This is a genomic window from Aeromonas sp. R7-2 (assembly GCF_040908105.1).
In the GTDB taxonomy this organism is placed as follows: Bacteria; Pseudomonadota; Gammaproteobacteria; order Enterobacterales; family Aeromonadaceae; genus Aeromonas; species Aeromonas caviae.
The window spans coordinates 106,532-132,423 of sequence record NZ_JBFODC010000020.1 but is presented as its reverse complement, the minus strand read 5'-3'; the positions used below and the strand labels follow the sequence as shown (position 1 = coordinate 132,423).

The 25,892-nt window shown below is 63.5% G+C and carries 21 protein-coding genes, 1 tRNA gene and 1 pseudogene; 13 read left to right on the top strand and 10 right to left on the bottom strand.

Translation table 11 applies throughout. The annotated features are described in order from the left end of the window. Nucleotides 1-111 precede the first annotated feature (111 nt). From trpCF to AB5Y47_RS05945, 5 genes and pseudogenes are all read right to left on the bottom strand, one after another. Nucleotides 112-1,617, bottom strand: coding sequence for a bifunctional indole-3-glycerol-phosphate synthase TrpC/phosphoribosylanthranilate isomerase TrpF (gene trpCF / locus AB5Y47_RS05965; protein WP_368220008.1), 1,506 nt, complete (start codon nt 1,615-1,617; stop codon nt 112-114). Continuing rightward, nucleotides 1,617-2,630 (bottom strand): anthranilate phosphoribosyltransferase, encoded by a 1,014-nt coding sequence (trpD, locus tag AB5Y47_RS05960; RefSeq protein ID WP_010673697.1) that lies wholly within the window; start codon nt 2,628-2,630, stop codon nt 1,617-1,619. The genes trpCF and trpD overlap by 1 nt, the downstream gene beginning before the upstream one ends. A gap of 10 nt (nt 2,631-2,640) precedes the next feature. After that, nucleotides 2,641-3,240, bottom strand: a complete 600-nt coding sequence (locus tag AB5Y47_RS05955) for an aminodeoxychorismate/anthranilate synthase component II (protein ID WP_039039194.1) — start codon at nt 3,238-3,240, stop codon at nt 2,641-2,643. A 16-nt stretch (nt 3,241-3,256) separates the two neighbouring features. Continuing rightward, nucleotides 3,257-3,328: pseudogene (locus tag AB5Y47_RS05950) on the bottom strand (anthranilate synthase component II); the annotation flags it as partial. Then, nucleotides 3,321-4,955 carry an anthranilate synthase component 1 gene (locus tag AB5Y47_RS05945; RefSeq protein WP_368220007.1) on the bottom strand — a complete coding sequence of 545 codons (1,635 nt, stop codon included), beginning with the start codon at nt 4,953-4,955 and terminating at the stop codon, nt 3,321-3,323. The gene AB5Y47_RS05945 and the pseudogene AB5Y47_RS05950, both read right to left, overlap by 8 nt. A gap of 424 nt (nt 4,956-5,379) precedes the next feature. Here AB5Y47_RS05945 and AB5Y47_RS05940 point away from each other — a divergent pair, with 424 nt between their 5' ends. The 7 genes from AB5Y47_RS05940 to tesB all read left to right on the top strand — a co-directional run bounded on the left by AB5Y47_RS05940 (nt 5,380) and on the right by tesB (nt 11,162). Further along, a complete protein-coding gene (locus AB5Y47_RS05940; RefSeq protein ID WP_010673701.1) occupies nt 5,380-6,261 on the top strand; it encodes a PHP domain-containing protein in 882 nt (293 codons plus the stop codon). Nucleotides 6,262-6,386: 125 nt separating this feature from the next. Then, nucleotides 6,387-7,007: an L-threonylcarbamoyladenylate synthase gene (locus AB5Y47_RS05935; protein ID WP_010673702.1), complete on the top strand. Its 621-nt coding sequence runs from the start codon at nt 6,387-6,389 to the stop codon at nt 7,005-7,007. Continuing rightward, complete coding sequence (locus AB5Y47_RS05930) at nt 7,000-7,881, top strand: ScpA family protein (protein WP_010673703.1); 882 nt, start codon at nt 7,000-7,002, stop codon at nt 7,879-7,881. The genes AB5Y47_RS05935 and AB5Y47_RS05930 overlap by 8 nt, the downstream gene beginning before the upstream one ends. 41 nt (nt 7,882-7,922) lie before the next feature. Next, nucleotides 7,923-8,615 (top strand): SMC-Scp complex subunit ScpB, encoded by a 693-nt coding sequence (gene scpB, locus AB5Y47_RS05925; protein ID WP_042014199.1) that lies wholly within the window; start codon nt 7,923-7,925, stop codon nt 8,613-8,615. Further along, nucleotides 8,608-9,531, top strand: a complete 924-nt coding sequence (gene rluB / locus AB5Y47_RS05920; RefSeq protein WP_039039190.1) for a 23S rRNA pseudouridine(2605) synthase RluB — start codon at nt 8,608-8,610, stop codon at nt 9,529-9,531. Before scpB ends, rluB begins: the two co-directional genes overlap by 8 nt. 214 nt (nt 9,532-9,745) lie before the next feature. Then, on the top strand, nt 9,746-10,117 hold the full coding sequence (locus AB5Y47_RS05915; protein ID WP_039039189.1) for an endonuclease domain-containing protein: 372 nt from the start codon (nt 9,746-9,748) through the stop codon (nt 10,115-10,117). Between the two features lie 181 nt (nt 10,118-10,298). After that, complete coding sequence (gene tesB, locus AB5Y47_RS05910; RefSeq protein ID WP_041214836.1) at nt 10,299-11,162, top strand: acyl-CoA thioesterase II; 864 nt, start codon at nt 10,299-10,301, stop codon at nt 11,160-11,162. Nucleotides 11,163-11,225: 63 nt separating this feature from the next. Here the strand turns inward: tesB and AB5Y47_RS05905 are convergent, their stop codons facing one another. From AB5Y47_RS05905 to AB5Y47_RS05895, 3 genes are all read right to left on the bottom strand, one after another. Beyond that, on the bottom strand, nt 11,226-12,401 hold the full coding sequence (locus AB5Y47_RS05905; RefSeq protein ID WP_042014198.1) for a dicarboxylate/amino acid:cation symporter: 1,176 nt from the start codon (nt 12,399-12,401) through the stop codon (nt 11,226-11,228). 168 nt (nt 12,402-12,569) lie between these two features. Next, nucleotides 12,570-13,133 carry a bifunctional 2-polyprenyl-6-hydroxyphenol methylase/3-demethylubiquinol 3-O-methyltransferase UbiG gene (locus tag AB5Y47_RS05900; RefSeq protein WP_223954481.1) on the bottom strand — a complete coding sequence of 188 codons (564 nt, stop codon included), beginning with the start codon at nt 13,131-13,133 and terminating at the stop codon, nt 12,570-12,572. 91 nt (nt 13,134-13,224) lie between these two features. Further along, nucleotides 13,225-13,860 carry a TetR family transcriptional regulator gene (locus AB5Y47_RS05895; RefSeq protein ID WP_045524073.1) on the bottom strand — a complete coding sequence of 212 codons (636 nt, stop codon included), beginning with the start codon at nt 13,858-13,860 and terminating at the stop codon, nt 13,225-13,227. 154 nt (nt 13,861-14,014) lie between these two features. Between AB5Y47_RS05895 and AB5Y47_RS05890 the strand changes: the two genes are divergently transcribed. From AB5Y47_RS05890 to AB5Y47_RS05875, 4 genes are all read left to right on the top strand, one after another. Then, a complete protein-coding gene (locus AB5Y47_RS05890; protein ID WP_010673710.1) occupies nt 14,015-15,196 on the top strand; it encodes an efflux RND transporter periplasmic adaptor subunit in 1,182 nt (393 codons plus the stop codon). 17 nt (nt 15,197-15,213) lie between these two features. Then, nucleotides 15,214-18,363, top strand: a complete 3,150-nt coding sequence (locus AB5Y47_RS05885) for an efflux RND transporter permease subunit (RefSeq protein WP_010673711.1) — start codon at nt 15,214-15,216, stop codon at nt 18,361-18,363. Further along, nucleotides 18,356-19,771, top strand: a complete 1,416-nt coding sequence (locus AB5Y47_RS05880; protein WP_043155092.1) for an efflux transporter outer membrane subunit — start codon at nt 18,356-18,358, stop codon at nt 19,769-19,771. Before AB5Y47_RS05885 ends, AB5Y47_RS05880 begins: the two co-directional genes overlap by 8 nt. A 329-nt stretch (nt 19,772-20,100) precedes the next feature. Next, nucleotides 20,101-21,096: a sulfate ABC transporter substrate-binding protein gene (locus tag AB5Y47_RS05875; protein WP_202042254.1), complete on the top strand. Its 996-nt coding sequence runs from the start codon at nt 20,101-20,103 to the stop codon at nt 21,094-21,096. A gap of 239 nt (nt 21,097-21,335) precedes the next feature. Here AB5Y47_RS05875 and AB5Y47_RS05870 read toward each other — a convergent pair. Beyond that, a tRNA-Thr gene (locus AB5Y47_RS05870) sits at nt 21,336-21,411 on the bottom strand. A gap of 87 nt (nt 21,412-21,498) precedes the next feature. After that, the gene (locus AB5Y47_RS05865) at nt 21,499-22,239 is read right to left on the bottom strand and encodes a phosphatase (protein ID WP_005324180.1); all 741 of its coding nucleotides are present in this window, start codon (nt 22,237-22,239) and stop codon (nt 21,499-21,501) included. Nucleotides 22,240-22,707: 468 nt separating this feature from the next. Here AB5Y47_RS05865 and AB5Y47_RS05860 point away from each other — a divergent pair, with 468 nt between their 5' ends. Continuing rightward, complete coding sequence (locus AB5Y47_RS05860; RefSeq protein WP_005324182.1) at nt 22,708-23,361, top strand: TetR/AcrR family transcriptional regulator; 654 nt, start codon at nt 22,708-22,710, stop codon at nt 23,359-23,361. Nucleotides 23,362-23,408: 47 nt separating this feature from the next. Beyond that, the gene (locus AB5Y47_RS05855; protein ID WP_041213197.1) at nt 23,409-25,733 is read left to right on the top strand and encodes an acyl-CoA dehydrogenase; all 2,325 of its coding nucleotides are present in this window, start codon (nt 23,409-23,411) and stop codon (nt 25,731-25,733) included. Nucleotides 25,734-25,892: the final 159 nt, after the last annotated feature.

Genomic DNA, 25,892 nt, shown 5'->3' with positions numbered 1-25,892 from the left:
CATGTCATCGACGAAATTCACCAAAAAACGGATTGAGCAGGGTCATACATTATTCCTTGTGCTTATGGGCAAACGCAGTTCATTAATTCGTTGAATGAGTCACGGGGGCGCTCACAGTTGGCGCAGGGCGCCAAAGGCGGCCGCCAGCTTGTGGGCATCCTTCCTGCCCGGGGCACTCTCCACCCCGGAGTTGAAATCAAGGCCCACACAGCCCACCCGGGCGGCCTCGAGGGCGTTGTCGGGGTTGAGCCCCCCTGCCAGCATCAGTTTGCTCTTGTCGAGGTGGGCCAGCAGAGTCCAGTCGAACGCCTGACCGGTGCCGCCGCTCTGGCTGCCGACTTTCGTATCCAGCAGCAGGCGATCCGCCGGGTAGTCGAGGGCGGGCAGGGGCTCGCCACTTGTGACTCCGACGGCCTTCCAGATCTGGCAGCCTGCCGGCAGCAGGGGGCGCAGGGTCTCGATATAGGCGGCGTCTTCATCCCCGTGCAGTTGCACGGCGGCGAGCCCCAGCGCATCCACCGTCTTGGCGATGGTGGCGGGCTGGGCATTGCGAAACACCCCGACGTAAGAGAGCGGCGCACCCGCCATCACGGCGCGGGCGGCGGGAATGTCCACGTAGCGCGGGCTTTTCGCCACAAAGATGAGGCCGCCGAACACGGCGCCCGCCTGATGGGCGGCGGCGGCGTCCTCGGGACGGGTCAGGCCGCACACCTTGTTCTGGCCGAGCACGAGCTTGCGCACCGCGGCTTCCAGATCCGGCTCCGCCATCAGGGAAGAGCCCACCAGGAAGCCCTTGGCGTGGTGGCGCAGGGCCGCCACCTGGGCGCGGTGGTTGATGCCGGATTCGCTGATCACCACCCGATCCCCCGGGATCCTGGCCGCCAACTGCTGAGTGCGGGCAAGATCGACGCTCAAATCCCGCAGATCCCGGTTGTTGATGCCAATCACCGGGGCGCCGAGGTCGATGGCGCGGGTCAGCTCCTCCTCGTTGCTCACCTCGGTGAGCACCCCCAGGCCCAATTCTTTCGCCACTTTGAACAGGGCGCGATACCCCTCGTCGGTGAGCACGGAGAGCATCAGGAGGATGGCGTCCGCCTGATAGTGGCGGGCCAGATAGACCTGATAGGGGTCAATCATGAAGTCCTTGCAGAGCACCGGCTGCTGGACGCGGCCGCGTACCCGGGGCAGGAAGGCGAAATCCCCCTGGAAGAACTTCTCGTCCGTCAGCACCGAGATGGCGGTGGCGTAGTGGCCATAGATGTCGGCGATGGCCTCCGGGCTGAAGTCGTTGCGGATCAAGCCCTTGGAGGGGGAGGCCTTCTTGCACTCCAGAATGAAGCGGGTGGAGCCTTTGCGCAGATCCCCCTCGAAATCCCGATCGCTCGGGGTCAGCGCGTCCTGGAAGCTCGCCAGGGGCTGGCTTTCCTTGCGGGCGGCGACCCACTCCTGCTTGGCCGCCACGATCTTGCCGAGAATGGTCTGGCTGATGGAGGCCATGTTCAGAAAGGCGTGGGGAGCAATGACATCTGACATCTCGTTATCCTTGCGAAGCTGGCTGTTGCCCGTCGGGCGTTCTGGGTGAGTGCCCCTGGGGCACGCTGTGGTGGTGGCTGACATCATGCCTCCTGATGGCTCAGGGTAGCGAGATCCCGGGCGAGGAGGGCGGCCTGGCCGCTTGCCAGCACCGCCAGCACCCGGGCGGCGGCCTGCCGAAAGTCCGGGGCCTCGCCCGCCATCACCAGGAGCGGCGCCACGTTGGCGGCGATGGCGGCGTTGTGGGCCGGGCTGCCGCGCCCTTCCAGGATGGCGGCGGTGATGGCGCGGTTCTCCTCGGGCTCACCGCCCTGGATGGCGCTGACCGGGTAGGTGTCGAGGCCAAAGTCCGCCGGGGTGAGCAAGTACTCGCGAATTTCGCCGTCGCGGATCTCCGCCACCTGGGTCGGGCCGTGGATGGCAATCTCGTCGAGGCCGGCGCCGTGCACCACCATACCGGTTTTCAGGCCGAGTGCCAGCAGGGTTTCGGCGATGGGGCGCACCAGCTCGGGGGCATAGACCCCCATCAGCTGGAAGCTGGGGCGAGCGGGATTGATGAGCGGCCCCAGCACGTTGAACAGGGTGCGGGTCTTGAGGGCCTGGCGCACCGGCATGGCATGGCGCACCCCGGCGTGGTACTGGGGGGCGAACAGGAAGCAGACCCCGAGCTCGTCCAGGCAGCGGCGGGCCTGGGCCGGGCTCATGTCGAGCTTGATGCCCATTTTATCGAGCAGATCGCTCGACCCCGACTTGCTCGAGACCGAGCGGTTGCCGTGCTTGGCCACTTTCAGGCCGCAGGCGGCGGCCACCAGGGCCGAGGTGGTGGAGACGTTGATGGTGTTGAGGCCGTCTCCCCCGGTGCCGACGATGTCGCAGAAGGCATAGTCCGGGCGCGGGAAGTCGCGGGCTTCGGCCAAGAGCGCCTCGGCGGCGCCGGCGATCTCCTCCGGGGTCTCCCCCTTGATCTTGAGGGCGGTCAAAAGGCTCGCGAGCACGATGGGATCCACTTCACCACGAACCACCTGGCCGAAGGCGTCGCGGGCGGCGTCGCGGGTGAGAGACTGACCCTGATAGAGGGTGTTGAGATGTTGATGCATGGTCTCTTCCTTACCGCACGTGGCTTTCTGGACGGGTGACATGGGCGAGGGCCTGGGTGAGCAGGCGGGCCCCTTCGCTGGTCATGATGGATTCTGGGTGGAACTGGAAGCCCAGCACCCGCTCGTCACGCTGCTCGATGGCCATGGGCATGCCCTGATAGTGGGCAATCACCTGCAACTCTTGTGGCACATAGGTGGCCACCAGGGAGTGGTAGCGGGCCACCGGCAAGGGGCTCGGCAGCCCCGCGAAGGCGCCATGGCCGTTGTGCTCGATGAGGGAGCGCTTGCCGTGGACGATTTCCCCCGCCGCCCCGACGGTGCCGCCGTAGGCTTCGCACAGGGCCTGATGACCGAGGCAGATGCCGAGGATGGGCACCCGGCCCCGGGCCAGCTTGATGAGGTCGATGAGGCAGCCCGCCTCATGGGGAGCGCCCGGCCCCGGGGAGAGCACCAGCACGGCGTCCCCTTCGCAGGCGTCGATCTCCTGCATGATGCGGCTCGCAGGCAGGCTGTTGCGGTAGATGCGCACCGGGTAGCCCAAGGTGCGGAACTGGTCGACGAGGTTGTAGGTAAACGAGTCGAAGTTGTCGAGCAGGAAGATGTTAGTCATGGGACTGCTCCTTCGAAGTGCGGAACTGGTCGGCCAAAGCGTTGTAAGTGAACGAATCGACGTTGTCGAGCAGGAAGATGTTAGTCATGGCTCACGTCCTTGTGTTGTTCCTGCTGGGCGCTGAGGGCCTGCAGGGAGGTGCCATGGCTGGCAGCGATGGCGGCCAGCACGGCCGCCGCCTTGGCGCGGGTCTCGTCCGCCTCGGCCTGGGGTTTGGAGTCATAGACCACCCCGGCGCCGGCCTGGACATGGGCGACCCCCTCTTTCACGAAGGCGGAGCGGATGACGATGCAGGTGTCCATTTCCCCTGCGCCGTTCAGGTAACCCACGGCGCCGCCGTAGCTGCCGCGACGCTTGCCTTCCACCATGCGGATGAGCTCGCTGGCGCGCAGCTTGGGGGCTCCGGTCAGGGTGCCCATGTTCATGCAGGCCTGGTAGGCGTGCAGGGCGTCAAGGTCGTCGCGAAGGGTGCCCACCACCCGGGAGACCAGGTGCATGACGTGGCTGTAGCGATCCACTTTGAGCAGATCCTTGACGTAGCGGGTACCGGGGGCGGAGATGCGGGCGATGTCGTTGCGGCCCAGATCCACCAGCATCAGGTGCTCGGCCACCTCTTTCTCGTCCTGGCGCAGCTCCAGCTCGATGCGGCCGTCCAGATCCAGGTTGATGCTGCCGTCCGGGTTGAGCCCACGGCGGCGGGTGCCGGCGATGGGGTACATCTCCACCTGGCGGCTGTTGGCGCAGAACTTGACCGCGCTCTCGGGGGAGGCGCCAAACAGGGTGAAGCCCTCGTCCTGCACGTAGAACATGTAGGGGCTGGGGTTGGTCTGCTTGAGGCGGCGATAGGCGGCGACGGGATCCGGGCAGGGGAGGGAGAAGCTGCGGGACGGCACCACCTGGAAGATGTCACCACGGCGGATGAAGCCCTTGAGTTTCTCGACCTCGGCGCAGAATTGCTTGTCCCCCTTGTCGACGGCCAGGGCGCCGGTCAGCGGCGCCGTGCCCTGTGGCGCAGGCAGCGGCTGCAGACAGGCCTGCTTGAAGGACTCGAGGCGAGCGGTCAGGCGGGCGTAGCGCGCGTCCAGCTGCTCATCCTCTTCACCGCCGAACAGGCAGGCCACCAACTGGGTGCTCTGCTTGATGTGATCGATGGTGATCAGGGTCTCGGCCACATAGAAGCAGTAGTCAGGGCAGTCGTTGCTCCCCTCTGGCACCTCGGGCAAGTCTTCAAAGGAGGCGATGAGGTCGTAGGCGAAGCTGCCCGCCATGAAGAGGGCCTCTTTGCCCTGCGGGCATTGCAGCTCCCGCTGCAGGGTGCGCAGCACGTCCAGCACGCTGCTGCCCTTGAGGCGGCTGTCTTCGTCAAGCTCCCGATCGGACGCCGGGAAGTCGAGGTGCAGCTCGTCCGCCACCCGGGTCTGGGTGATGACGGTGGGCAGGCGCTGCTCCAGCAGGCGCAGCAGGGCGGCGCCGTTGTCGCTGAGGGGGCGCACCTGCACGGCGCGGCCGCGGCACTCGATGCGCAGGCAGGCGTCCACCAGCAGCAGGCTCTGGGTGCCGGCCTTGGAGTCGATCTCCACCGATTCGAGCAGCAGGTTGTTGGGTCTGTCCTGGCAGAGTCGGGTATAGAGTGCCAGGGGGTCTGTCACATAGGGGGCATTGAGCCGGATGGTATCGAATTCGCCCAGGGGCAAACGGGTCTTGTTGCCTGTCATAATGCCTTCCCTTGCATGTGTTGTGTGTCACCGATGGTCATGGCGCTGTCTCTCTTGAAAATGGGTCGGGTTCGGGTCACGTCAGCGAGTTCGCCATCGCCATGTCAGTGTGCTTCTCTGAATTGTCGGTTTCATCACAGGTCCATTTGCCGGATAATAAAAAAGCCCGCTGGGGTCAGCGGGCTTTTTCTTTGGGTTCTTAACTTGCTGTCAGATTACAGGTACAGCAACGACCACACGCCCGCATGTCAGGGAGTGTGCCACCACCAGATGGTCAGGATGGAAGTCGCTTGCATGAGATTGAGTCCTGTAAAAAGATGTTTGCAATGAAGTGCCTACAGAAAACGATAAAGCCGCGGCCAAGTCAAGTCGCTTTTTTGCCGGCCTTTTCCAGGCAGGTCCCAAACAAGAGCGAAACACGCCGATGAGATTCGATCTTCATTGCCACACCACCGCCTCGGACGGGGTGCTGAGCCCCGCCGACCTGGTGCGCCGCGCCGCCGAAAAAGGGGTGGAGGTGTTAGCGGTCACTGACCACGATACCCTCGACGGGCTTGAGGAGGTGCGCCAGACCATCTCGGCCGACCAGTTGCCACTGCGCCTGGTTAGCGGGGTGGAGATCTCCACCGGGTGGGAGCATCACGAGATCCACATCGTGGCCCTCGGGGTGGACGAGAAAAATCCCCAGTTGCTCGCCTTTCTGGCAGGGCAGCGGGCTCGCCGGGAGGCGCGCGCCGAGGAGATCGGGCGTCGTCTGGAGAAGTGCCTCATCCCGGGCACCTATGAAGAGGCCAAGCAGCTCGCCGGTGACGCCGCCGTGACCCGGGCCCACTTTGCCCGGGTGCTGGTGGCGCGCGGGGTGGCCGACAATATGCAGAAGGTGTTCAAGAAGTACCTGAGCCGGGGCAACAAGGGCTATGTGCCCGCCGAGTGGCCCGGGATGGGGGAGGCCATCGAGGCCATCCACGCCGCAGGCGGGCTGGCAGTGCTGGCCCACCCGAGCCGCTACAATCTCACCGCCAAGTGGATCAAGCGGTTGCTGGTGGCCTTCAAGTCCGTCGGGGGGGATGCCATGGAGGTCTCCCTGCCCCAGCAGAGCCCACAGGAGCGGGCGAATCTCGGCCAGTGGGCCAGGGAGCACGATCTCTATATTTCGGTGGGGTCCGATTTTCACTTCCCCTCCAACTGGACCGAGCTTGGCCGCCACCTCTGGCTCCCCAAGGAGGGGATGCCGCTGTGGCTCGGTCACCCCGGCCATTTCGGGCTCACCCCCGAGGAGCATGCGGGCCTGCTGGCCAGCCGCTGACCCCCCGGGCCAGCATCTTTGATGCAGGCGAGTCTGCGTCAAACAGGTTAAGGTAGTGTCATGGGCCAAGGGGCCCTTGACCATGAAGCGGGCAACGAGCGTGCCCCCTATCGCGAGAAGAGCATATGAGTCAGCATTTTTACGTACATCCCGACAATCCCCAGGTTCGCCTCATCAGCCAGGCGGTGCAGATCCTGCAAAACGGCGGCGTCATCGTCTATCCCACCGACTCCGGCTACGCCCTGGGCTGCCAGATGGGCAACAAGGATGCCCTGGAGCGCATCTGCCGCATCCGTCGCATCGAGCCGAACCACGACTTCACCCTGGTGTGCCGGGATCTCTCGGAGATCTCCACCTATGCCAAGGTGGACAACACCGCCTTCCGGCTGGTCAAGAACAACACCCCCGGACCCTACACCTTCATCTTCAAGGCCACCAAGGAGGTGCCGCGTCGCCTCATGAACGAGAAGAAGAAGACCATCGGCATCCGGGTCCCGGCCAACAACATCGCGCTGGCCTTGCTCGAGGCCCTCGGTGAGCCGCTGCTCTCCACCACTCTGATCCTGCCGGGCTCCGAGATGGCGGAGTTCGACCCCGAGGAGATCGCCGACAAGCTCGGCAAGCAGCTGGATCTGGTGGTCAACGGCGGGTATCTGGGCGAGCAGCCCACCACTGTGGTGGACTTCTCCGACGACGAGCCCGTGCTGCGTCGCCGCGGTGCCGGGGATCCGACGCCGTTTGAGTGATCTTGCCGACCCCGTGCCCGCGCTGACAACCCCCGCGGGCACGACGGGGGAGGCTTCCCTTCCCCCGCCCATCGCCACCGTGCTGGGGCAGCCCTACCATGAGCTGCCCCAGGACTTGTTCATCCCCCCCGATGCGCTGGAGGTGTTTCTCGACACCTTCGAGGGGCCGCTGGATCTCTTGCTCTACCTCATCCGGCGCCAGCAGCTCGACATCCTCAACCTGCCCATCCTGCAGATCACCGCCCAGTACATGGAGTACGTGGATCTGATGCAGGGTCTCAACCTCGAGCTGGCGGCGGAATACCTGCTGATGGCGGCCTGGCTCGCGGAGATAAAGTCCCGCCTGCTGCTGCCCAAGGCCCCGGAGCTGGAAGACGAGGAGGAGGGAGAAGACCCTCGCGTCACCCTCATTCGTCGCCTGCAGGAGTACGAGCGCTACAAGCTGGGGGCGGAGCGGGTCAATGCCCTGCCGAGGGTGGAGCGGGAGATCTTCGTCGCCGCCGCCATGGCGCCGGATTTTGGTGCCTTGAAGCCATTGGCGCCCGATGTTTCTCTGGTTGAACTCGCCCTTTACATGCAAAGTGTGGTAAAACGCGCGACTCATTTTGAACATCACCAGATCCGCCGCGAGCAGATCCCGACCCGGGTACGGATGGCGGAGATCCTCGCCATGCTCTCCCTGGGCCAGACCCTGCGCCTGGAGCAGGTGCTGCGGGCCGAGGAGGGGCGCATGGGGGTGCTGGTGACCTTCCTGGCCCTGCTGGAGCTGTGCAAGGAACAATTGATCTGGATCTTGCAGGCGGAGCCCCTGGGCCCCATCCATTTTGCCCTGGCCAGTCAGGGGAAAGGGGAGGAGCATGAGCATCTACACTGAGCGAGGGGCTGCGCCAGGGGCGTGGACCCGGGAGGTCCACCGTGGCGCTGCCTGCTGAACGATTGAAGACCCTGATCGAGGCGGCGATCTTCGTGGCGGGGCGTCCCCTCACGGTGAGCGAAATCAAGGGCAGCGTGCTCTCGGACTACCCGGTCACCGGCCGCTATGTCCAGTTGCTGCTGGCAGAGCTCAGACAGGATTACAGCGAGCGGGGGGTCGAGCTCAAAGAGGTGGCCTCCGGCTGGCGTTTCCAGGCCCGCCAGGAGTATGCCGAGGAGCTGTCGCGCCTGTGGAGCGAGCGGGCTCCCCGTTATTCCCGCGCCGTGATGGAGACGCTGACGCTGATTGCCTATCGTCAGCCCATCACCCGGGCGGAGATAGAAGCCATCCGCGGGGTGGCGGTGTCGAGCCAGATCGTCAACACCCTCAAGGAGCGTGGCTGGGTGCGCAGCATCGGCCACAAGGAGGTGGCGGGTCGCCCCGAGCTGCTCGCCACCACCCGTGAATTTCTGGACTATTTCAACCTGCAGAGTCTGGAGCAGCTCCCCGAGCTGGATCCCGAGCTGCAGGCCCCCTTGTCGCTCATGCCGGGCGAGGGCGGTGACGGTCAGCCTCTGGCAGGCCGTGCTGAGCATGAACATGGTGGGGAGGCCAACGGGGCCTTCCCACAAGAGCCAAGGTTGTCCGCGATGTCGGCGGGCAGCGATCAACAATCAGGTAAACCCGATGAGTGAAAAACTGCAAAAAGTATTGGCCCGCGCGGGTCAAGGCTCCCGTCGTGAGATGGAGGCCCTGATCACCGCAGGTCGGGTCAGCGTGGATGGCAAGGTCGCCACGCTGGGGGATCGTGTCGAAGTGAACGCCGTGATCCGGGTGGATGGCCACCAGGTCAAGACCCGCGCCGCAGAGGAAGTGATCTGCCGCGTGCTGGCCTACCACAAGCCCGAAGGGGAGATGTGCACCCGTCACGATCCGGAAGGACGTCCCACCGTGTTTGATCGTCTGCCCAAGATGGATGGCGCCCGCTGGATAGCGGTCGGCCGCCTCGACGTCAACACCTCAGGCCTCTTGCTGTTCACCACCGACGGCGAGCTGGCGAACCGCCTGATGCACCCGAGCCACGAAGTGGAGCGGGAATACGCGGTGCGGGTCTTTGGCGAGATCACCGAAGCCATGCTGCAGCGCCTGCGCAAGGGCGTGCAGCTGGAAGACGGCATGGCCAAGTTCAACAAGATCAAGCCGGCTGGCGGTGAAGGGCTGAACCAGTGGTTCAACGTCACCCTGACCGAGGGCCGCAACCGGGAAGTGCGCCGCCTGTGGGAGTCCCAGGAAGTGCAGGTGAGCCGCCTGATGCGTATCCGCTACGGCGACGTCAAGCTGGATCGCGGCATCCCCCGCGGCGGCTGGCAGGAGCTGAAACTGCCCGAAGTGAACTACCTGCGCGGCCTGGTCAACCTGCCCAACGAGACCGAGTCCAAGGTCGATTTGCAGCAGGATGGCAAGAGCACCCGCCACAAGCAGGCCGCCCAGATCCGTCGCGCCGTGAAGCGTCACAAGGAGATGCAGGGCAAGGAGCCGCGCGCCCGTGCCACCACCGCCCGTCGCAAGCCGACCTCCTCCACCCGCAATTCCGGCACCGGCAGCAAGTAAGCCGCCGCCACGGGCCGCTCGCCCCCGACACGGCACAAGCCCGCACCCCAAGGTGCGGGCTTTTTTGTTTTCTGCTCCTGCCGGGCTCCTTGAGACTGAATCGCACAGGGGAGAGAAAAGGGCCAGACAAGCTCCTCCCCCTTTTGAAGGGGGAGGCTGGGAGGGGGTGAGTAGTTGTTATGCTGACAGGGGTCATAGTCGGAGGAATACTGTCATGAACGAGAAGCCAGTTCGTGTTTTCAACCGCGAGGCCACGCTGGATAAACGGCGTGAACAGCGAAACAATCCAACAGAGCCTGAACGGCGATTGTGGCAGGCGCTTCGGGCTGGGCAACTCGGAGTCAAGTTTCGCCGTCAGCAAGGTATAGGCCCATACATTGCGGATTTTTACTGCCCCGGGCGGTTGTTGGTCATTGAGGTTGATGGCGACAGCCATTTCGACATGCGGGGTTTGCGTCATGACAAGCGACGGGATGCCTACATGGCGGCCCTGTCGCTGACGGTACTGAGATTTAGCAACAGGGAGGTGATGGAAAATCTACCCGGGGTGGTTGTCTCTATTCGGGCATGGCTTGATCGCGTCTGACCCCACCCCAGCCCTCCCCTTGCCAGGGGAGGGGGCCAGAGTGCCCTCTGTACGGGCTGGAAAGCGCCATACACTTCCCTTTTTTGAAGGGGAGGTGGTTGCAGACGGGGATGTGCATCAGGATGGTTGCCCTGTCGGGACGGGCTTGTTAGCCTTTCGCGCACAAAGACAGGAGAAACCAATGAGCAAGGTACTGGATGAGCTGCTGGCGTTGCTGGCGCTCGAAAAGATCGAGGAGGGCCTGTTTCGGGGCCAGAGCCAGGATCTCGGGTTGCGATCCGTGTTTGGCGGACAGGTGATGGGGCAGGCCTTGTCAGCCGCCAAGCAGACGGTGGCAAGCGACCGCCAGGTCCACAGTTTCCACTCCTACTTCCTGCGCCCCGGGGATGCCAACAAGCCCATCGTCTACGACGTGGAGAACATCCGCGACGGCCAGACCGTCTCCACCCGCCGGGTCAAGGCCATCCAGAATGGCAAGCCCATCTTCTACCTCAACGCCTCCTTCCAGGTGGAAGCCGAGGGCTTCGAGCACCAGGCGAAGATGCCGGGCGGCATCACGCCTCCCGAGCAGCTCAAGAGCGAGCTGGAGCTGGTGCGTCCCTACGAGCAGATGATCCCGGCGGCCCTGCGGGACAAGATCCTGTGCGAGAAGCCCATCGAAATTCGCCCCGTGACCCTGGTGGACCCCATTCGCCCGGATGTTCACGAGCCCCTTCGCTACACCTGGTTCAAGGCCAATGGCCCGGTGCCGGACGATCAGCGGGTCCACAACTACCTGCTGGCCTATGCCTCCGACTTCCACTTCCTGTTCGCCGCCCTGCAGCCCCACGGGGTCTCCTACTGGGAGCCGGACATGCAGGTGGCCACCATCGATCACTCCATGTGGTTCCACCGGGAGTTCCGGCTGGACGACTGGCTGCTCTACGTGGTGGACAGCCCGAGCGCCAGCGGCGGTCGGGGTCTGGTGCGCGGCCAGTTCTTCACCCGGGATGGGGTATTGGTGGCGAGCACCATGCAGGAAGGGGTGATCCGTCGCCGGGGCTGAGACGCCCTCTTGCGCCAACGAAAAACGGGAGCCGATGGCTCCCGTTTTTTATTGCCTGCGCTATCAGGCTGCGTCCTGCTCGGTGCTGAGTGCTGGCTCGCCCCGGGCGAAGCGGTCGGCCCACAGGGCGATGACGCCGTCACCGGTGACGTTGCAGGCGGTGCCGAAGCTGTCCTGGGCCAGGTAGAGGGCGATCATCAGGGCGATGGAGGCCTCACCGAAGCCGAGCATGGAAGTGAGCAGGCCGAGCGCGGACATGACACCGCCACCCGGTGCGCCCGGCGCGGCAATCATGATGACGCCCAGCATCATGATGAAGGGCACCATGGTGCCGTAGCCCGGAATGGCCAGGTGTTCGGAGAGGAACATCACCGCCGTGGCGCAGGTCACCAGGGTGATGGTGGAGCCGCACAGGTGGATGGTGGCGCACAGGGGCACGGTGAAGTTGGCGATGCCGTCGCTCACGCCGTTGCGCTTGCTGGCTTGCAGGGCCACCGGAATGGTGGCGGCGCTGGACATGGTGCCAAGGGCGGTGAAGTAGGCGGGCAGCATGTTCTTGATGAGCATGACGGGGGAGCGCCCCTGAGCGAGGCCGGTGCCGACGAACAGGACGCAGAGCCAGATCCAGTGCATGACGATGGCCATCACCAGTACCACTCCGAAGGTCTTGAGGGTGGCGAAGACGGTGCCTTCCACCGTCATCTCGACGAAGACGCCGGCGATGTAGAAGGGGAGCAGGGGAATGATCACGCGTGCCAGCAGGCGGTCGATGATGTCACGGCCCTGATCGGCGACCCGGCGCAGGTCGGTGGCCTGGGTGGCGCTGATGCCGATGCCGAACACGAAGGCGGCGGCCAGGGCCGACATCACCCCGAACAGGGGCGGGATCTCGAGATTGATATAGGAAGCGAGCTTGGTGGCAGCCTCGGCGGTGGGCTCGGCGGCCGTGGTCAGGTGCGGGATCAGGTGGCTCGCCACGGTGAAGGCGAACAGGCCCGCCAGTATGGTGGAGCAGTAGGAGAGCCCCACCGTTTTGCCCAGCAGCTTGCCGGAGTTCTTCGGCAGGCTGGCGATGCCGCTCATGATGAAGAAGAGGATGATGAGCGGGATGGTGAAGGTGATGAGCTGGCCTATCACCGTCTTGGCGGTGAACAGCACGCGGGCGACCCATTCGGGGGCATAGAGACCGAGCAGCAGGCCGGCGAGGATACCGGCAACCAGATTGAGAACGAGTTTCATGGGGGAATCCAGGTGTTGGTGTCTGATTTGTTATTTAATTTTGATTTTAATGCCGCTTTTTAACACAAACACCGCATCTTGTCTGCTTTATGGTGGTTAACTCAGGGTTAAATATTGTTAATGGGCTGAATGCCGTGAGGTGTCACTGCCCCCGGGGGCTTTCGCGGATCAGCGCCGCACCAGCAAGGCGTGCAGCCAGGGGCCGTTCACCTCATCTTCCCCCACCCAGCCATGGTGCAGGGTGAAGGGGAGGGGAGCGATCAGGCGTCGTAGTCCCGCCTCGTCGAGCCGGGTCTGCAGGGGATATTCCCCCGACCGTGGCAGCGGTTCGCCCTTCCCGTGGGGGAAGGAGGCGTAGAGGGGGCCCCCGGCCTTGAGCAGGGTGGCCAGATGACCGAGCGCCGGGGCTATCTCGTGCTCGGGCAGACAGGGGAGGGAGCCGCTGGCCCAGATGCCGTCATAGGGAACGACGCTTTGCATCTGCTCGACGCGGCAGACTCGCACCGGCTGACCGCACAGGCGCGAGGCGGCAGCGGCCTGCGCCCGGCTCGCATCGAAGGCGGTCACGGTGAGGCCTTGCTGGCGAAAGAGGCGCAGATCCTCTCCTGCCCCGCAACCGGCCTCCAGCAGATGACGGCCGTTGCCCAGCAGGGCCAGGAAGGGGGCATGGGCGCCTGCCACGAGGGCGGGGCGAGGGGCGGCGTCGTGCGCCGGCGCGGGGGCGTGTGGCAAGGGTGTCGGGCTCATCGTGGTGGGGGGGCGTTACTCTAGCAGGTTTGCCCCCGGCTGTTGAGCATTGGCGGGGGCGGCGCGTCTTGCTGACTCAGGGGTGGCGGCGAAGGGTGGGGCTCGCGATGAGGGTGAACAGGGTATCGAGGAGGAAGTCCGACTCCTCAATCAGATCGATGCGATCCGGGAAGTGCAGCCAATTGATGATGTAGCCGTCCAGAGTGCAGTGGAGCAGGGTGGCGGCGCGGCGCAGATCCAGCCCCTCGGGCAGTTGGCCGCGGTGCACGGCATTGGCCAGGGTGATCTCCAGATCCCGGAAGAAATTCATGGATTGCAGGTGCATGTGCTCGCGCATGACGGCGGCCTCTCCCTCCATGGATTCCAGATTGAACATGATGGTGAACATCTGCTGGTGGGCGGGCTCGGTGCTGATCTTGAGCATCACCTCCTTGAGAAAGCTGCGCAGCTTGCCCAGGGGATCCGGCTCCGCCTCGTCGACGCAGGCATCGAGCTGGTGGGAGAGGGGGGCACACAGCTCCTCCCACAGGGTGACGAACAGCTCTTCTTTATTCTTGAAGTGCCAGTAGATGGCGCCCCGGGTGAGGTCCGTCGCCTTGGCGATATCGGTCAGGCTGGTGCGTGCCAGCCCCTGTTGGCAGAAGAGATCCAGGGCCGTGCTCATGATGTTGCAGCGGGTTTGCTGCGCCTCTTCTTTGGTGCGTCTGGCCATTGACTCCGGTCCTGTTTAAAAGTGAAAAAAGTTTCTTACATACATTCATGAATGTATGTATATTGCCTCATCTTCGCCGTTTTACCAACAGGGGCCTTATAAACCCTGTGGTTTTGTCGCTTCTTTTTGATTGAAACTGAGGTTCAGAGACTTGATGCATAAACATATTCTCGCACGTTCGGTCGGCCTTGCCTTGCTGGCAAGCGGCCTGCTGGCTGGCTGTGGTGACAAGGACGGGGCCCAGCAGGCCATGGGGGAGATGCCTCCCGCCGCCGTGGACGTGGTCACCCTCCATACGGCCCCCCTGCAACTGTTGTCCGAGCTCACCGGCCGCACCGCCCCCCTGCGGGTGGCCGAGGTGCGTCCCCAGGTGAACGGCATCATCCTCAAGCGCCTGTTCACCGAGGGGAGCGACGTCAAGGCCGGTCAGCTGCTCTATCAGATTGATCCCGCCGTCTATCAGGCCGAAGTGGCTTCCGCCAAGGCCAACCTCGCCAAGGCCGAGGCCAACGAGCGCAGCGCCCGCCTCAAGGCCCAGCGCTACGCCGAGCTGGTGAAGGTGAAAGCCATCAGCAGCCAGGAGTATGACGACGCCGACGCGGCCTGGAAACAGCAGCTGGCCGAGATCGGGGCCGCCAAGGCCGCATTGCAGACCGCCAACATCAACCTGGCTTACACCCGCATCACGGCCCCCATCAGCGGCCGCATCGGCAAATCGGCGGTGACCGAGGGTGCCCTGGTGACCGCCCAGCAGGCGGACAGCCTCACCTCCATCTCCCAGCTCGATCCCATGTACGTGGACGTGCGCCAGTCCACCGCCGACCTGCTGCGCCTCAAGCGCCTGGTGGCCGAGGGCAAGCTGACCCAGGGGGAGAAGGACGGGGCCGGTGTCAGCTTCCAGCTGGAAGATGGCAGCCAGTATGGCGAGAAAGGAGCCCTCCAGTTCTCCGACGTGACCGTGGACGAGGCGACCGGCATGGTGACCCTGCGGGTGATCGTGCCCAACCCGGATCAACTGCTGCTGCCCGGCATGTTCATGCGCGCCACCTTGCAGGAGGGCGAGCGCCCGCAAGGCCTGCTGGTGCCCCAGACTGCCGTGACCCGTACCCCCAAGGGCGGTGCCACCGTCATGGTGGTGACGGCGGACAACAAGGTGGAACTGCGTGAAGTGCAGGTCGGCCGCATGTCCGGCGACAGCTGGGTGGTGGAGTCCGGTCTCAAGGCTGGCGAGAAGGTGATCGTCGCCGGTCTGCAGAAAGTCAAACCCGGGGTCGTGGTGGCGCCCACTGAACGTGCCGGCAACAGCGCACAACAGACCCCGGCAACCAAGCAGTAGGATGGAGTAGTCGCCTCATGGCACGTTTTTTCATAGATAGACCCATTTTCGCCTGGGTGATCGCCCTGGTGATCATGCTGGCCGGGGCCATGGCCATCATCGGCCTGCCGGTGGCCCAGTACCCGACCATCGCCCCGCCGGCGGTTGGCATCTCCGCCAGCTACCCGGGGGCCTCCGCCAAGACGGTGGAAGACTCGGTGACCCAGATCATCGAGCAGAACATGACCGGGCTGGATCACCTGCTCTACATGTCGGCGCAATCCGACTCGTCAGGGAACGTCAGCGTGACCCTCACCTTCAAGCCGGGCACGGATCCCGACATCGCCCAGGTGCAGGTGCAAAACAAGCTGCAACAGGCCATGTCGCTCCTGCCCCAAGAGGTGCAGCAACAGGGCGTGCGGGTCCAGAAGACCTCCAGCAGCTTCCTGATGGTGGCCGCCTTCATCTCCACCGATGGCGCCATGACCAACGATGACCTAGCGGACTATGTGGTAGCCAACATCAAGGAGCCCCTGAGCCGTCTGGACGGGGTCGGTGACATCACCTTGTTCGGCAGCCAGTACTCCATGCGCGTCTGGCTCGATCCCCACAAGCTCAACCGGGTGCAGATGACCCCGGCCGACATTCAGGCCGCCATCAAGGCCCAGAACGCCCAGGTTGCCTTCGGCAAGCTGGGGGGGACCCCTGCGGTGAGCGATCAGCAATTTACCGCCACCATCATGGGCCAGACCCGGCTCTCCACCGTGGAGGAGTTCAACAACATCCTGCTGCGGGTGAACCAGGACGGCTCCAAGGTCCAGCTCAAGGACGTGGCCCGGGTCGAGCTTGCCGGTGAAAACTACGACGCGACCGCGCTCTACAACGGCCAGGCCACCGCCGCCGTCGCCATCAAGCTGGCGACCGGTGCCAACGCCCTGGACACCGCCGAGCACGTGCGGACCAAGCTGGGTGAACTCTCCGAGTACTTCCCGGCCAACATGGAGATCGTCTATCCCTACGACACCACGCCGTTCGTGAAGATCTCCATCGAGGAGGTGGTGCAGACCCTGATCGAGGCGATCTTCCTGGTCTTCTGCGTCATGTATCTGTTCTTGCAGAACTTCCGGGCAACCCTGATTCCGACCATCGCGGTGCCCGTGGTCCTGCTCGGCACCTTCGGGGTGATGGCGGCCTTCGGCTTCTCCATCAACACCCTGACCATGTTCGGTCTGGTGCTCGCCATCGGCCTCTTGGTGGATGACGCCATCGTGGTGGTGGAGAACGTGGAGCGTCTGATGAGCGAGGAGGATCTCTCCCCCCTCGAGGCGACCCGCAAGTCCATGACCCAGATCACCGGCGCCCTGGTGGGCATCGCTCTGGTGCTGTCGGCGGTGTTCGTGCCCATGGCTTTCTTCGGTGGCTCTACCGGTGCCATCTATCGCCAGTTCTCCCTCACCATCGTCTCGGCCATGGTGCTCTCGGTGCTGGTGGCCCTGATCCTGACCCCGGCCCTGTGCGCCACCCTGCTCAAACCCATGAAGCACGGTGAATTCGGCGCCCAGCGCGGCTTCTTCGGCTGGTTCAACCGCTTCTTCGACACCAACGCCAACCGTTACCAGAACGGCGTGCGCAAGGTGATCAAGCAGGGCACCCGCTACGGCATCATCTATCTGGCCATGCTGGCGGTGCTGGCGGTGCTCTTCATGCGCATGCCCACCTCCTTCCTGCCGGAAGAGGATCAGGGGGTCATCATGTCCATGGTGCAGCTCCCGGTGGGGGCGACCAAGGAGCGGACCGAGGTGGTGCTCGGGGAGATGCGCGACTACTTCCTCGAGAACGAGAAGGAGAACGTGGACTCCGTGCTGACGGTGGCGGGCTTCAGCTTCGCCGGTAGCGGTCAGAACAGTGGCATGGCCTTCATCAAGCTCAAGGACTGGAGCGAGCGCAAGGGAGAAGAGCGCAGCGCCAATGCCATCATCGGCCGCGCCATGGGGTTCCTGTTCAGCATCAAGGAAGCCCAGGTCTTCGCCTTCAACCTGCCCCCCATTCCGGAACTCGGCACGGCCACCGGCTTCGACTTCTTCCTGCAGGACCGCGGCGGTCTGGGTCACGAGAAGCTGATGCAGGCGCGCAACCAGTTGCTCGGCATGGCGTCGCAGGATCCCAACTTGGTGCGGGTACGCCCGAACGGGATGGAAGACACGCCCCAGCTCGACATCAAGATCGATTACGAGAAGGCGCTGGCCCAGGGGCTCTCCATCACCGACATCAACAACACCCTGTCGGCTGCCTGGGGCTCCTCCTATGTGAACGACTTCGTCGACAGAGGCCGGGTCAAGAAGGTCTATCTGCAGGCGGATGCCCCTTTCCGGATGAACCCGGAAGATCTGAAGCTGTGGTACGTGCGCAACAGCGCGGGCCAGATGGTGCCCTTCTCCGCCTTTGCCAGCACGGAGTGGAGCTTCGGCTCACCCCGTCTTGAGCGCTACAACGGTGTCTCCGCCATGGAGATCGTCGGTGAGGCGGCCCCTGGCAAGAGTACGGGTGATGCCATGGCGGCCATCGAGGAGATGGTGAAACAGTTGCCGGAAGGGATCGGTATCGAGTGGACCGGCCTCTCCTTCCAGGAGCGTCAGGCAGGCTCCCAGGCGCCGGCCCTGTACGCCATCTCGCTCCTGGTGGTCTTCCTCTGTCTGGCCGCCCTCTACGAGAGCTGGAGCATTCCGTTCTCGGTCATGCTGGTGGTGCCGCTCGGGGTGCTGGGGGCCATTTTGGCCGCGACCCTGCGCGGGCTTGAGAATGACGTCTACTTCCAGGTGGGCCTGCTCACCACGATCGGGCTGTCGGCCAAGAACGCCATCCTCATCGTCGAGTTTGCCAAGGAGCTGCACGACAAGGGGATGAGGCTCGGGGATGCGGTGGTGGAGGCCTCGCGTCAGCGTCTGCGCCCCATCCTGATGACCTCGCTCGCCTTCATCCTGGGGGTACTGCCCCTGGTGATCAGCACCGGGGCGGGCGCCAGCAGCCGAAACGCCATCGGGACCGGCGTGATGGGGGGGATGATCAGTGCCACCGTGCTCGCCATCTTCTTCGTGCCGCTGTTCTTCGTGCTGGTGATGCGCTATTTCACCGAACGCAAGCATGCCGGGGAAGAGAGTGTCCACACCAAGGAGATCAACCATGACTAAGACCCTGATCGCCCTGGGCGTGACCCTGATGATGGGGGGCTGCTCCATGGCCCCCGACTACCAGCGCCCCGAGCTGCCCCAAGGCGCCTCCTGGCAAGCTGACCTGGCCGCCAAGGGGGAACTTGCCCCCTGGCGCCAGCAGTTCCAGGACCCGGCCCTGCAGACGCTGATCGGCACCGCCCTTGAGAGCAACCGGGATCTGCGCCTGGCAGCCCTCAACGTCGAGGCCTACGAGGCGAAATACCGTATCCAGCGGGCGGCCCAGTTGCCGACCCTGGCCGCCAGTGGCAGCGGCACCCGCCAGCAGGGATCCGACGATCTCAGTAGTACGGGGCAGGGCACCATCAGCAGCCAGTACGGCGCCAACATCGGCATCACCGCCTATGAGCTGGATCTGTTTGGCCGGATCCAGAGCCTGAAAGATCAGGCCCTTGAGACTTATCTGGCGCAAATCGAGACCCAGCGCAGCACCCAGATTGCGCTGGTGGCCTCGGTGGCCAATGCCTACTTCACCCTGCTGGCGGATCAGGAGTTGCTGGCCCTGAGCCAGGCGACCCTCGCCACCGAGCAGGAGAGCTATGCCCTGACCGAGCACAAATACCGCCTGGGCGCCGCCTCCGAGATGGAGCTGGCCCAGGGGCGCACGGCACTGGAAAACGCCAAGGTCAGCCAGGCGCAATACCAGCGTCTGGTGAAGCAGGACAGAAACGGTCTGGCCCTGCTGCTTGGCACCGATATCCCGGTGCTGGCGGCACAACCGGCCACCCTGGCCGAGGTGAAACTGGCGCCGATCCCGGTGGGGGCTCCCTCCAGCCTGTTGCAGCAACGCCCGGACATCCTGGCGGCGGAGCACAACCTGAAGGCGGCCAACGCCAACATAGGGGCGGCCCGCGCCGCCTTCTTCCCGACCATCTCGCTCACCGCGACGGCGGGCACCGCCAGCAACCAGCTGAGCGGTCTGTTTGACGGCGGCACCGGCACCTGGACCTTCATGCCCCAGATCAATCTGCCCATCTTCGATGGCGGCAAGCGCGTTGCGGATCTGGACGTGGCCGAGGTGGGGACCAGGCAGGCGGTGGCCAGCTACGAGAAGAGCATCCAGACCGCCTTCAAGGAGGTCGCGGACACCCTCGGTGCCCAGGCGGACTACGCGCAGCAACTGCAGGCGCAACAGGCGCTGGTGGATGCCAACCAGACCTACTTCAGGCTGGCGGAGGTGCGTTACGAGCAAGGGGTGGACAGCTACCTGACCCGCCTCGATGCCCAGCGCTCCCTGTTCAGCGCCAAGCAGGGGCTCATCAGCACCCGGCTCGCCCAGCTGAGTAACCAGGTCGCCCTCTACAAGGCCGTCGGTGGCGGCTGGCAGGCGCCGAAGGACGCAGAGCCGGCATCAGACAAACAGGGTTGACCCCTCGGGGTTGACGTAAAAAGCATCAGGGGCGAACCACTAGGTTCGCCCCGTTTTTTATCTGTCATGTCGAGAAGCCAAATTGAGGCAGGTGACAACGGCGCTCCCTGCCCGTGGCAGGGCGCGGGCAGGAGGAGCCCCACGCTCATGGGCGCCGCCCTCGGCAGTCATCATGACCCGCCTGGAGGTGACCATCTCATCGCCGTCATCCGTTGCGCCGGACCCAGGAGATGCCATTTATCGCATAAGCTGTGCCGTAATTATTCTTTCAAAGAATAAATGGTCGGCTCTTATAGTCAGTCACTCGCCCCTCATTCCAAGGATGTGAAATGAAACGACTCGTGCCCGCCACCCTGCTTGTTGCAGGACTGGCTCTCGCCCCGCTGGCCCAGGCGACCACCCTGCTCAACGCCTCCTATGACGTGATGCGCGATTTTTACAAGGAGTACAACGGAGCCTTCCTGAAGCACTGGCAGGCCGAAGGCGGGGAGCCACTGCAGATCAACATGTCCCACGGCGGATCGAGCAAGCAGGCGCGCGCCGTCATCGACGGCCTGCCCGCCGATGTCATCACCATGAACATGGCCACCGACATCAACGCCCTCGCCGAGCATGGGGGCCTGGTGCCCAAGGGGTGGGCGGATCGCCTGCCGGATCACAGCGCCCCCTTCACCTCGGCCACCGTGTTCATCGTGCGAAAGGGCAACCCCAAGGGGTTGAAGGATTGGCCTGATCTGCTCAAGGAGGGGGTACAGGTCATCGTGCCCAACCCCAAGACCTCGGGGAACGGCCGCTACACCTATCTGTCTGCCTGGGGGTATGTGCTGGAGCAGGGGGGAGATGAAGATGCGGCCAGGGCATTTGTCGGCAAGTTGTTCAAGCAGGTTCCCGTGCTCGACACCGGCGGCCGCGCCGCCACCACCACCTTCATCCAGAACCGCATAGGGGACGTGCTGGTCACGTTCGAAAACGAAGCCGAAATGATTGCCCGGGAGTTTGGTCGTGGCAGCTTCGAGGTGGTCTATCCGAGCGTCACCGCCGTGGCCGAGCTGCCGGTGTCAGTGGTGGACAAGGTGGTCGACAAGCAGGGTACCCGCAAGGAGGCCGAAGCCTATCTGGCCTATCTCTGGTCCGACGAAGGCCAACGCATTGCTGCCAGCAACTATCTACGCCCGCGCAACCCGGCGATCCTCGCCGAGTTTGCAGACCGTTTCCCGAACGCCACCTTCCTCGACGTGGTGAAGACCTTCGGCGAGTGGCCTGTGATCCAGCGCACTCACTTCAAGGAGGGCGGGGTGTTCGACCAGATCTATGCCCAGCGCTGAGGGGCCTCTGGATAACGATGCTCACCCAGGTGCAGCCGGGGCGTGGCTGCCTGGCTGCCCTCTCTGATGGTGGGGCCAGGTTGGTGCGTCAGGCTCTGAAAGATGAACAGGACTGTCGCGGTGGTGGTGTCCTGGAAGGGGAGGGTGTTCTGGCGCAGTCACACCGGCGTCTTGGCCCGAGACCCGGGACAAAAAGCACGAAGGGTTGGCCTCGCACTGAGGCCAACCCTTCGTCTGTCTGGTGCCGGTAATAGGAGTCGAACCTACGACCTTCGCATTACGAATGCGCTGCTCTACCAACTGAGCTATACCGGCGGCTTGATGTTCAGAGTCGTGAAAAAAGCCGGACAAGTCAATTGAGCCAACTCGATTTTATGAGTTGGCTCATGATGTTAAGGCATATCAGAGGTCAACGAACTCCGGGATGTGAGCACGGCCGCGGCTCTCGAGAAAATCGAGCAGTGCGCGGGGGGAGCGGGCCAGGATCCGCTCATGTGGGAAGTTGGCTTCGGTGACCAGCCGATGGCAGTGATCAAAGTCGCCGAGGCTGAAAGCCACGTGGGAGTCGGAGCCGAAAGTGAGGTAGGCACCCAGATCGCGCGCTGCCTCGACGATGGCGCGGCAGTTGCTTTCGCTGCCTGCACGGGAGTGACTGAACGAGGAGTTGTTAACCTCCAGCGCCACTCGATACTCTGCCGCTGCCTTGACCACCGCCTGGATATCGATGGGGAAGGCGGGGTTGCCGGGGTGGCTTATCATGTCGACCCGACCACTTCGAATGGCGTTGATCATGGCCTGGGTATGGGTCGCCTGATCGCAGGGGGGAAACACCGGTTCGTGAAAGCCCGCCATGATCATGTCGAGCCGCGATTCGTAGCGCTCGGGGAAGTCTATTTCACCGTCGATGTTCTTGATATTGGCTTCGATGCCGCGCAGGATACCGACCCCGTCCACGACCCTGGGCAACACGTGCAGATTGACGAAATGCCAGTAATGCGGGGCATCTGCCATGTCCGGGCCATGGTCCGTGGTGGCGAACAGCTTGATCCCCTTGGCTTTGGCGATGGGCAGGTAATCGTGAATGGTGCTGTAGGCGTGGGTGCTGGCGACGGTGTGCGTGTGGGTATCGACCGTATACTTCATCTTCTCTCCCCTCTGGCATGAGGCGACAGCATAGCAAGATTGGCGAAGCCGGGCCATGTGGCTGGTTGCCATACTTTGTCACAATTTGGGTCTGTGCTGACAAAGTCTGATGACGTTTCACTGCGAGGATGGCGACATCGATGCAAGCCTGAACACCCATCGATGGGTCGACATTGGATGGTCAGACCCGTTTTCCCCGCCGTCGCCCCTGCGACGGTTTTTTTTGGTTCTCTGTCGGCGCATCGGGTGACGGCAGGGCAAAAAAATGCCCAACTAGCATGACGCAGGTTGGGCGAGACTTAATGTTTAATTGCAGTGGCATAGATATAGAGTGCCGTCTCGCCGCGAAGTTCCCGCCATCTTCCCTCTTTTTTGATTAAAAACATTTAGCCAACACTTGTTCACATTCTCTTGACATGAGTGGGCGTGAAACGTACTTTTTAAACATTCGTTTAAGTGAGGTGTCCAGTGAGTAAAATAGATACCAAGAACCGTATTCTCGACGCCGCCGAGGTGCTGTTTGCCGAGCGAGGGTTCGCCGATACCTCGTTGCGTCTGATCACCAGCGAGGCCGATGTGAACCTGGCTTCGGTCAATTATCACTTCGGCTCCAAGAAGGAGCTTATCCAGGCGGTGCTCGACCGTTATCTGAGCCTCTTCATGCCGGCACTGGACGGGCGGTTGCAGACGTTGATGGCGCAGGATCAGCTGACCCTGTTGCAGGTGTTCGAGAGCTTTGTCGAACCTCTGATGAAACTGTCGGCCGTCAGGGCGAATGGTCCGGCGCTCTTCATGCAGTTGCTGGGGCGCGGCTATATCGACAGTCAGGGCCACCTGCGCCGCTTTATTACCACCCATTATGGGGCGACCCTGCACGGGATCACCCAGGCCATCTCCAAGGCCAATCCGGATTTGTCGCCAGCGGATCTCTTCTGGCGCCTGCACTTCACCCTGGGCACCGTCGTCTTCACCATGGCCTCTGCGGATGCCCTGCGTGACATCGCCCAGGCCGATTTTGGCCAGCAGCTCGATGTGGAAGGGCTGGTGCGCAACGTCATTCCTTATCTGGCGTCCGGTGTCGGGGCGCCCGTGGAGTCGACCAGGCTCTCCCTGGCCGTGTAACACCTAACAATAATCAACGGAAACAGTGAAATAGAAGGAACTTCGGTATGATCACATTGCTTGTCCTGCTGGTGCTGGCGATAGCCGTGGTGCTCGGTGTCCCCGCCATCCGTAAAAAGGTGGTGACCCGCCCCGTGTTCGGCATCTTCAAGAAGATACTGCCGCCCCTGTCGGCCACCGAGCGGGAGGCCATGGAGGCCGGCTCCGTCTGGTGGGACGGGGAGCTGTTTCGCGGTAACCCGGACTGGAAGAAACTGCACGGCTACGGCAAGGCCGAGCTGAGCGCAGAAGAGCAGGCCTTTATCGACAACCAGGTCGAAACCCTGCTCGCCATGGTGGACGACTTCAAGATCGTCAACGAGACCAAGGACCTGCCGGAGCCGGTGTGGGACTATCTGAAGAAAGAAGGCTTCTTCTCCCTGATCATCCCGAAATCCTACGGCGGCCGCGAGTTCTCGGCGATTGCCAACTCCACCATCGTCACCCGTATCGCCACCAAGAGCCTGAGCGTCGCGGTCACCGTCATGGTGCCCAACTCCCTCGGCCCGGGCGAGTTGCTGATGCATTACGGCACCCAGGCCCAGAAAGATTTCTGGCTGCCGGGGCTGGCCAACGGCAAGGAGGTACCCTGCTTCGCCCTGACCGGGCCGGAAGCGGGCTCCGATGCGGGCGCCATCCCGGACAAGGGGATCGTCTGCAAGGGGATGCACAAGGGTGAAGAGGTGCTGGGCATTCGTCTGAACTGGAACAAGCGCTACATCACCCTGGCGCCGCGTGCCACCGTGCTGGGGCTGGCGTTCAAGCTCTATGACCCGGAAAAACTGCTGGGTGACAAGGAAGAGATCGGCATCACCTGTGCGCTGATCCCGACCAGTCACCCAGGCGTGCGCGTCGGCGATCGCCACTACCCCATGGGGTTGGCGTTCCTGAACGGCCCGACCTTCGGCAAGGATGTGTTCATTCCGCTCGACTGGATCATCGGTGGCCCGGATTACGCCGGCCGTGGCTGGCGCATGCTGGTGGAGTGCCTCTCCGCCGGTCGCGGCATCTCGCTGCCTGCCCTTGGCACCGCCTGTGGTCACATGGCGAGCCGCACCGTGGGCGCCTACTCCTACGTGCGCAAGCAGTTCGGCATGTCCATCGGCAAGTTTGAAGGGGTGCAGGAAGCGCTGGCCCGCATTGGCGGCCTCACCTATCAGCTCGAAGGCGCTCGTCGCATGACCGCAGGTTCCCTGGATTTGGGTCAGGCACCGGCCATCGTCACCGCGATTTCCAAGTACCACATGACCGAGATGGCCCGCCAGGTGATGGATGACTCCATGGACATCCACGCCGGTCGTGCCATCCAGCTGGGCCCGAAAAACTACACCGGCTACGCCTACATGGGCATTCCGGTGGCCATCACGGTGGAAGGGGCCAACATCCTGACCCGCAACCTGATGATCTTCGGGCAAGGGGCCACCCGCTGCCATCCGTATGTGTTTGCCGAGCTGGAAGCGGCGGCCGACACCGATGTGGAGCGCGGTCTCGAGAAGTTTGACGCCCTGCTGATGAAGCACATCGCCTTCGGTACCGGCAACTTCTTCGGTGCCCTGTTCCAGGGGCTGACCCTGGGCCAGTTCAACAGCGCCCCGGTGGCTGGCGAAACCGCCCGCTACTACAAGCAGCTCTCTCGCATGAGCAAGGGGCTTGCCCTGTGCGCCGACGTCTCCATGCTGATGCTGGGCGGGGATCTCAAGCGCAAGGAGATGATCTCCGCCCGTCTGGGTGACGTGCTGAGCCACCTCTACCTGGCCTCCGCCACCCTCAAGCATTACGAGGATCAGGGCCGCATGGTCTCTGACCTGCCGTTCGTCCAGTACGCGGTGGAGCGCAACCTCTACCTGATTGGCAAGGCGTTCGAGGGCTTCTTCCAGAACTTCCCGAACAAGGTGGTGGGTGCCGTACTCAAGCGGGTGGTGTTCCCGTTCGGCGTCGGTTACAAGATGCCGGCGGATGATCGCTGCCATGCCATCTGTCTGGCCATGATGACGCCGGGCGAGTTCCGGGATCGTCTGACCGCGCTCTGTTATGTGGGCAAGGACGAGGCGGATCCGGTGGGGCTGATGGAGCGTGCCTTCCAGGCCATGGTCTCGGTGCAGCCCATCGAGAAGAAGCTGGTGCAGGCCCAGAAAGAGGGCAGACTGCCCCGCAAGCTGGCGCTGCCTGAGCTGGTGGCTGCGGCCCTGTCCCAGTCCATCCTCGGCAAGGAGGAGGCGGACAAGCTGCTGGCCGCCGATGCCCTGCGCTACGAGGCTATCCAGGTGGACAACTTCGCTCCTGGCGAGCTGGAAGGATTGTCTCAACCGAACCCGGTCGAGCACGCAGCCTGACCCGGAGCGTAAACCGACAACCGGCCCTAGTGGCCGGTTTTTTGTTGTTTAACCAGGCATTTACAAGGTCGATTAATTCCAGTTTAATGCAATGGCCCCCACCCTTGGGGCAGGAAGCAAGGCCATCGGAATGGCCGATAACAACAACTCAGGAAGAGT

What these genes read in the sequence shown, in the direction of transcription:
- trpCF (WP_368220008.1), bottom strand. Translation starts at nt 1,617, where the DNA reads ATGTCAGCCACCACCACAGCGTGCCCCAGGGGCACTCACCCAGAACGC.
- trpD (WP_010673697.1), bottom strand. Translation starts at nt 2,630, where the DNA reads ATGCATCAACATCTCAACACCCTCTATCAGGGTCAGTCTCTCACCCGC.
- AB5Y47_RS05955 (WP_039039194.1), bottom strand. Translation starts at nt 3,240, where the DNA reads ATGACTAACATCTTCCTGCTCGACAACTTCGACTCGTTTACCTACAAC.
- AB5Y47_RS05945 (WP_368220007.1), bottom strand. Translation starts at nt 4,955, where the DNA reads ATGACAGGCAACAAGACCCGTTTGCCCCTGGGCGAATTCGATACCATC.
- AB5Y47_RS05940 (WP_010673701.1), top strand. Translation starts at nt 5,380, where the DNA reads ATGAGATTCGATCTTCATTGCCACACCACCGCCTCGGACGGGGTGCTG.
- AB5Y47_RS05935 (WP_010673702.1), top strand. Translation starts at nt 6,387, where the DNA reads ATGAGTCAGCATTTTTACGTACATCCCGACAATCCCCAGGTTCGCCTC.
- rluB (WP_039039190.1), top strand. Translation starts at nt 8,608, where the DNA reads ATGAGTGAAAAACTGCAAAAAGTATTGGCCCGCGCGGGTCAAGGCTCC.
- AB5Y47_RS05915 (WP_039039189.1), top strand. Translation starts at nt 9,746, where the DNA reads ATGAACGAGAAGCCAGTTCGTGTTTTCAACCGCGAGGCCACGCTGGAT.
- tesB (WP_041214836.1), top strand. Translation starts at nt 10,299, where the DNA reads ATGAGCAAGGTACTGGATGAGCTGCTGGCGTTGCTGGCGCTCGAAAAG.
- AB5Y47_RS05905 (WP_042014198.1), bottom strand. Translation starts at nt 12,401, where the DNA reads ATGAAACTCGTTCTCAATCTGGTTGCCGGTATCCTCGCCGGCCTGCTG.
- AB5Y47_RS05895 (WP_045524073.1), bottom strand. Translation starts at nt 13,860, where the DNA reads ATGGCCAGACGCACCAAAGAAGAGGCGCAGCAAACCCGCTGCAACATC.
- AB5Y47_RS05890 (WP_010673710.1), top strand. Translation starts at nt 14,015, where the DNA reads ATGCATAAACATATTCTCGCACGTTCGGTCGGCCTTGCCTTGCTGGCA.
- AB5Y47_RS05885 (WP_010673711.1), top strand. Translation starts at nt 15,214, where the DNA reads ATGGCACGTTTTTTCATAGATAGACCCATTTTCGCCTGGGTGATCGCC.
- AB5Y47_RS05880 (WP_043155092.1), top strand. Translation starts at nt 18,356, where the DNA reads ATGACTAAGACCCTGATCGCCCTGGGCGTGACCCTGATGATGGGGGGC.
- AB5Y47_RS05875 (WP_202042254.1), top strand. Translation starts at nt 20,101, where the DNA reads ATGAAACGACTCGTGCCCGCCACCCTGCTTGTTGCAGGACTGGCTCTC.
- AB5Y47_RS05865 (WP_005324180.1), bottom strand. Translation starts at nt 22,239, where the DNA reads ATGAAGTATACGGTCGATACCCACACGCACACCGTCGCCAGCACCCAC.
- AB5Y47_RS05855 (WP_041213197.1), top strand. Translation starts at nt 23,409, where the DNA reads ATGATCACATTGCTTGTCCTGCTGGTGCTGGCGATAGCCGTGGTGCTC.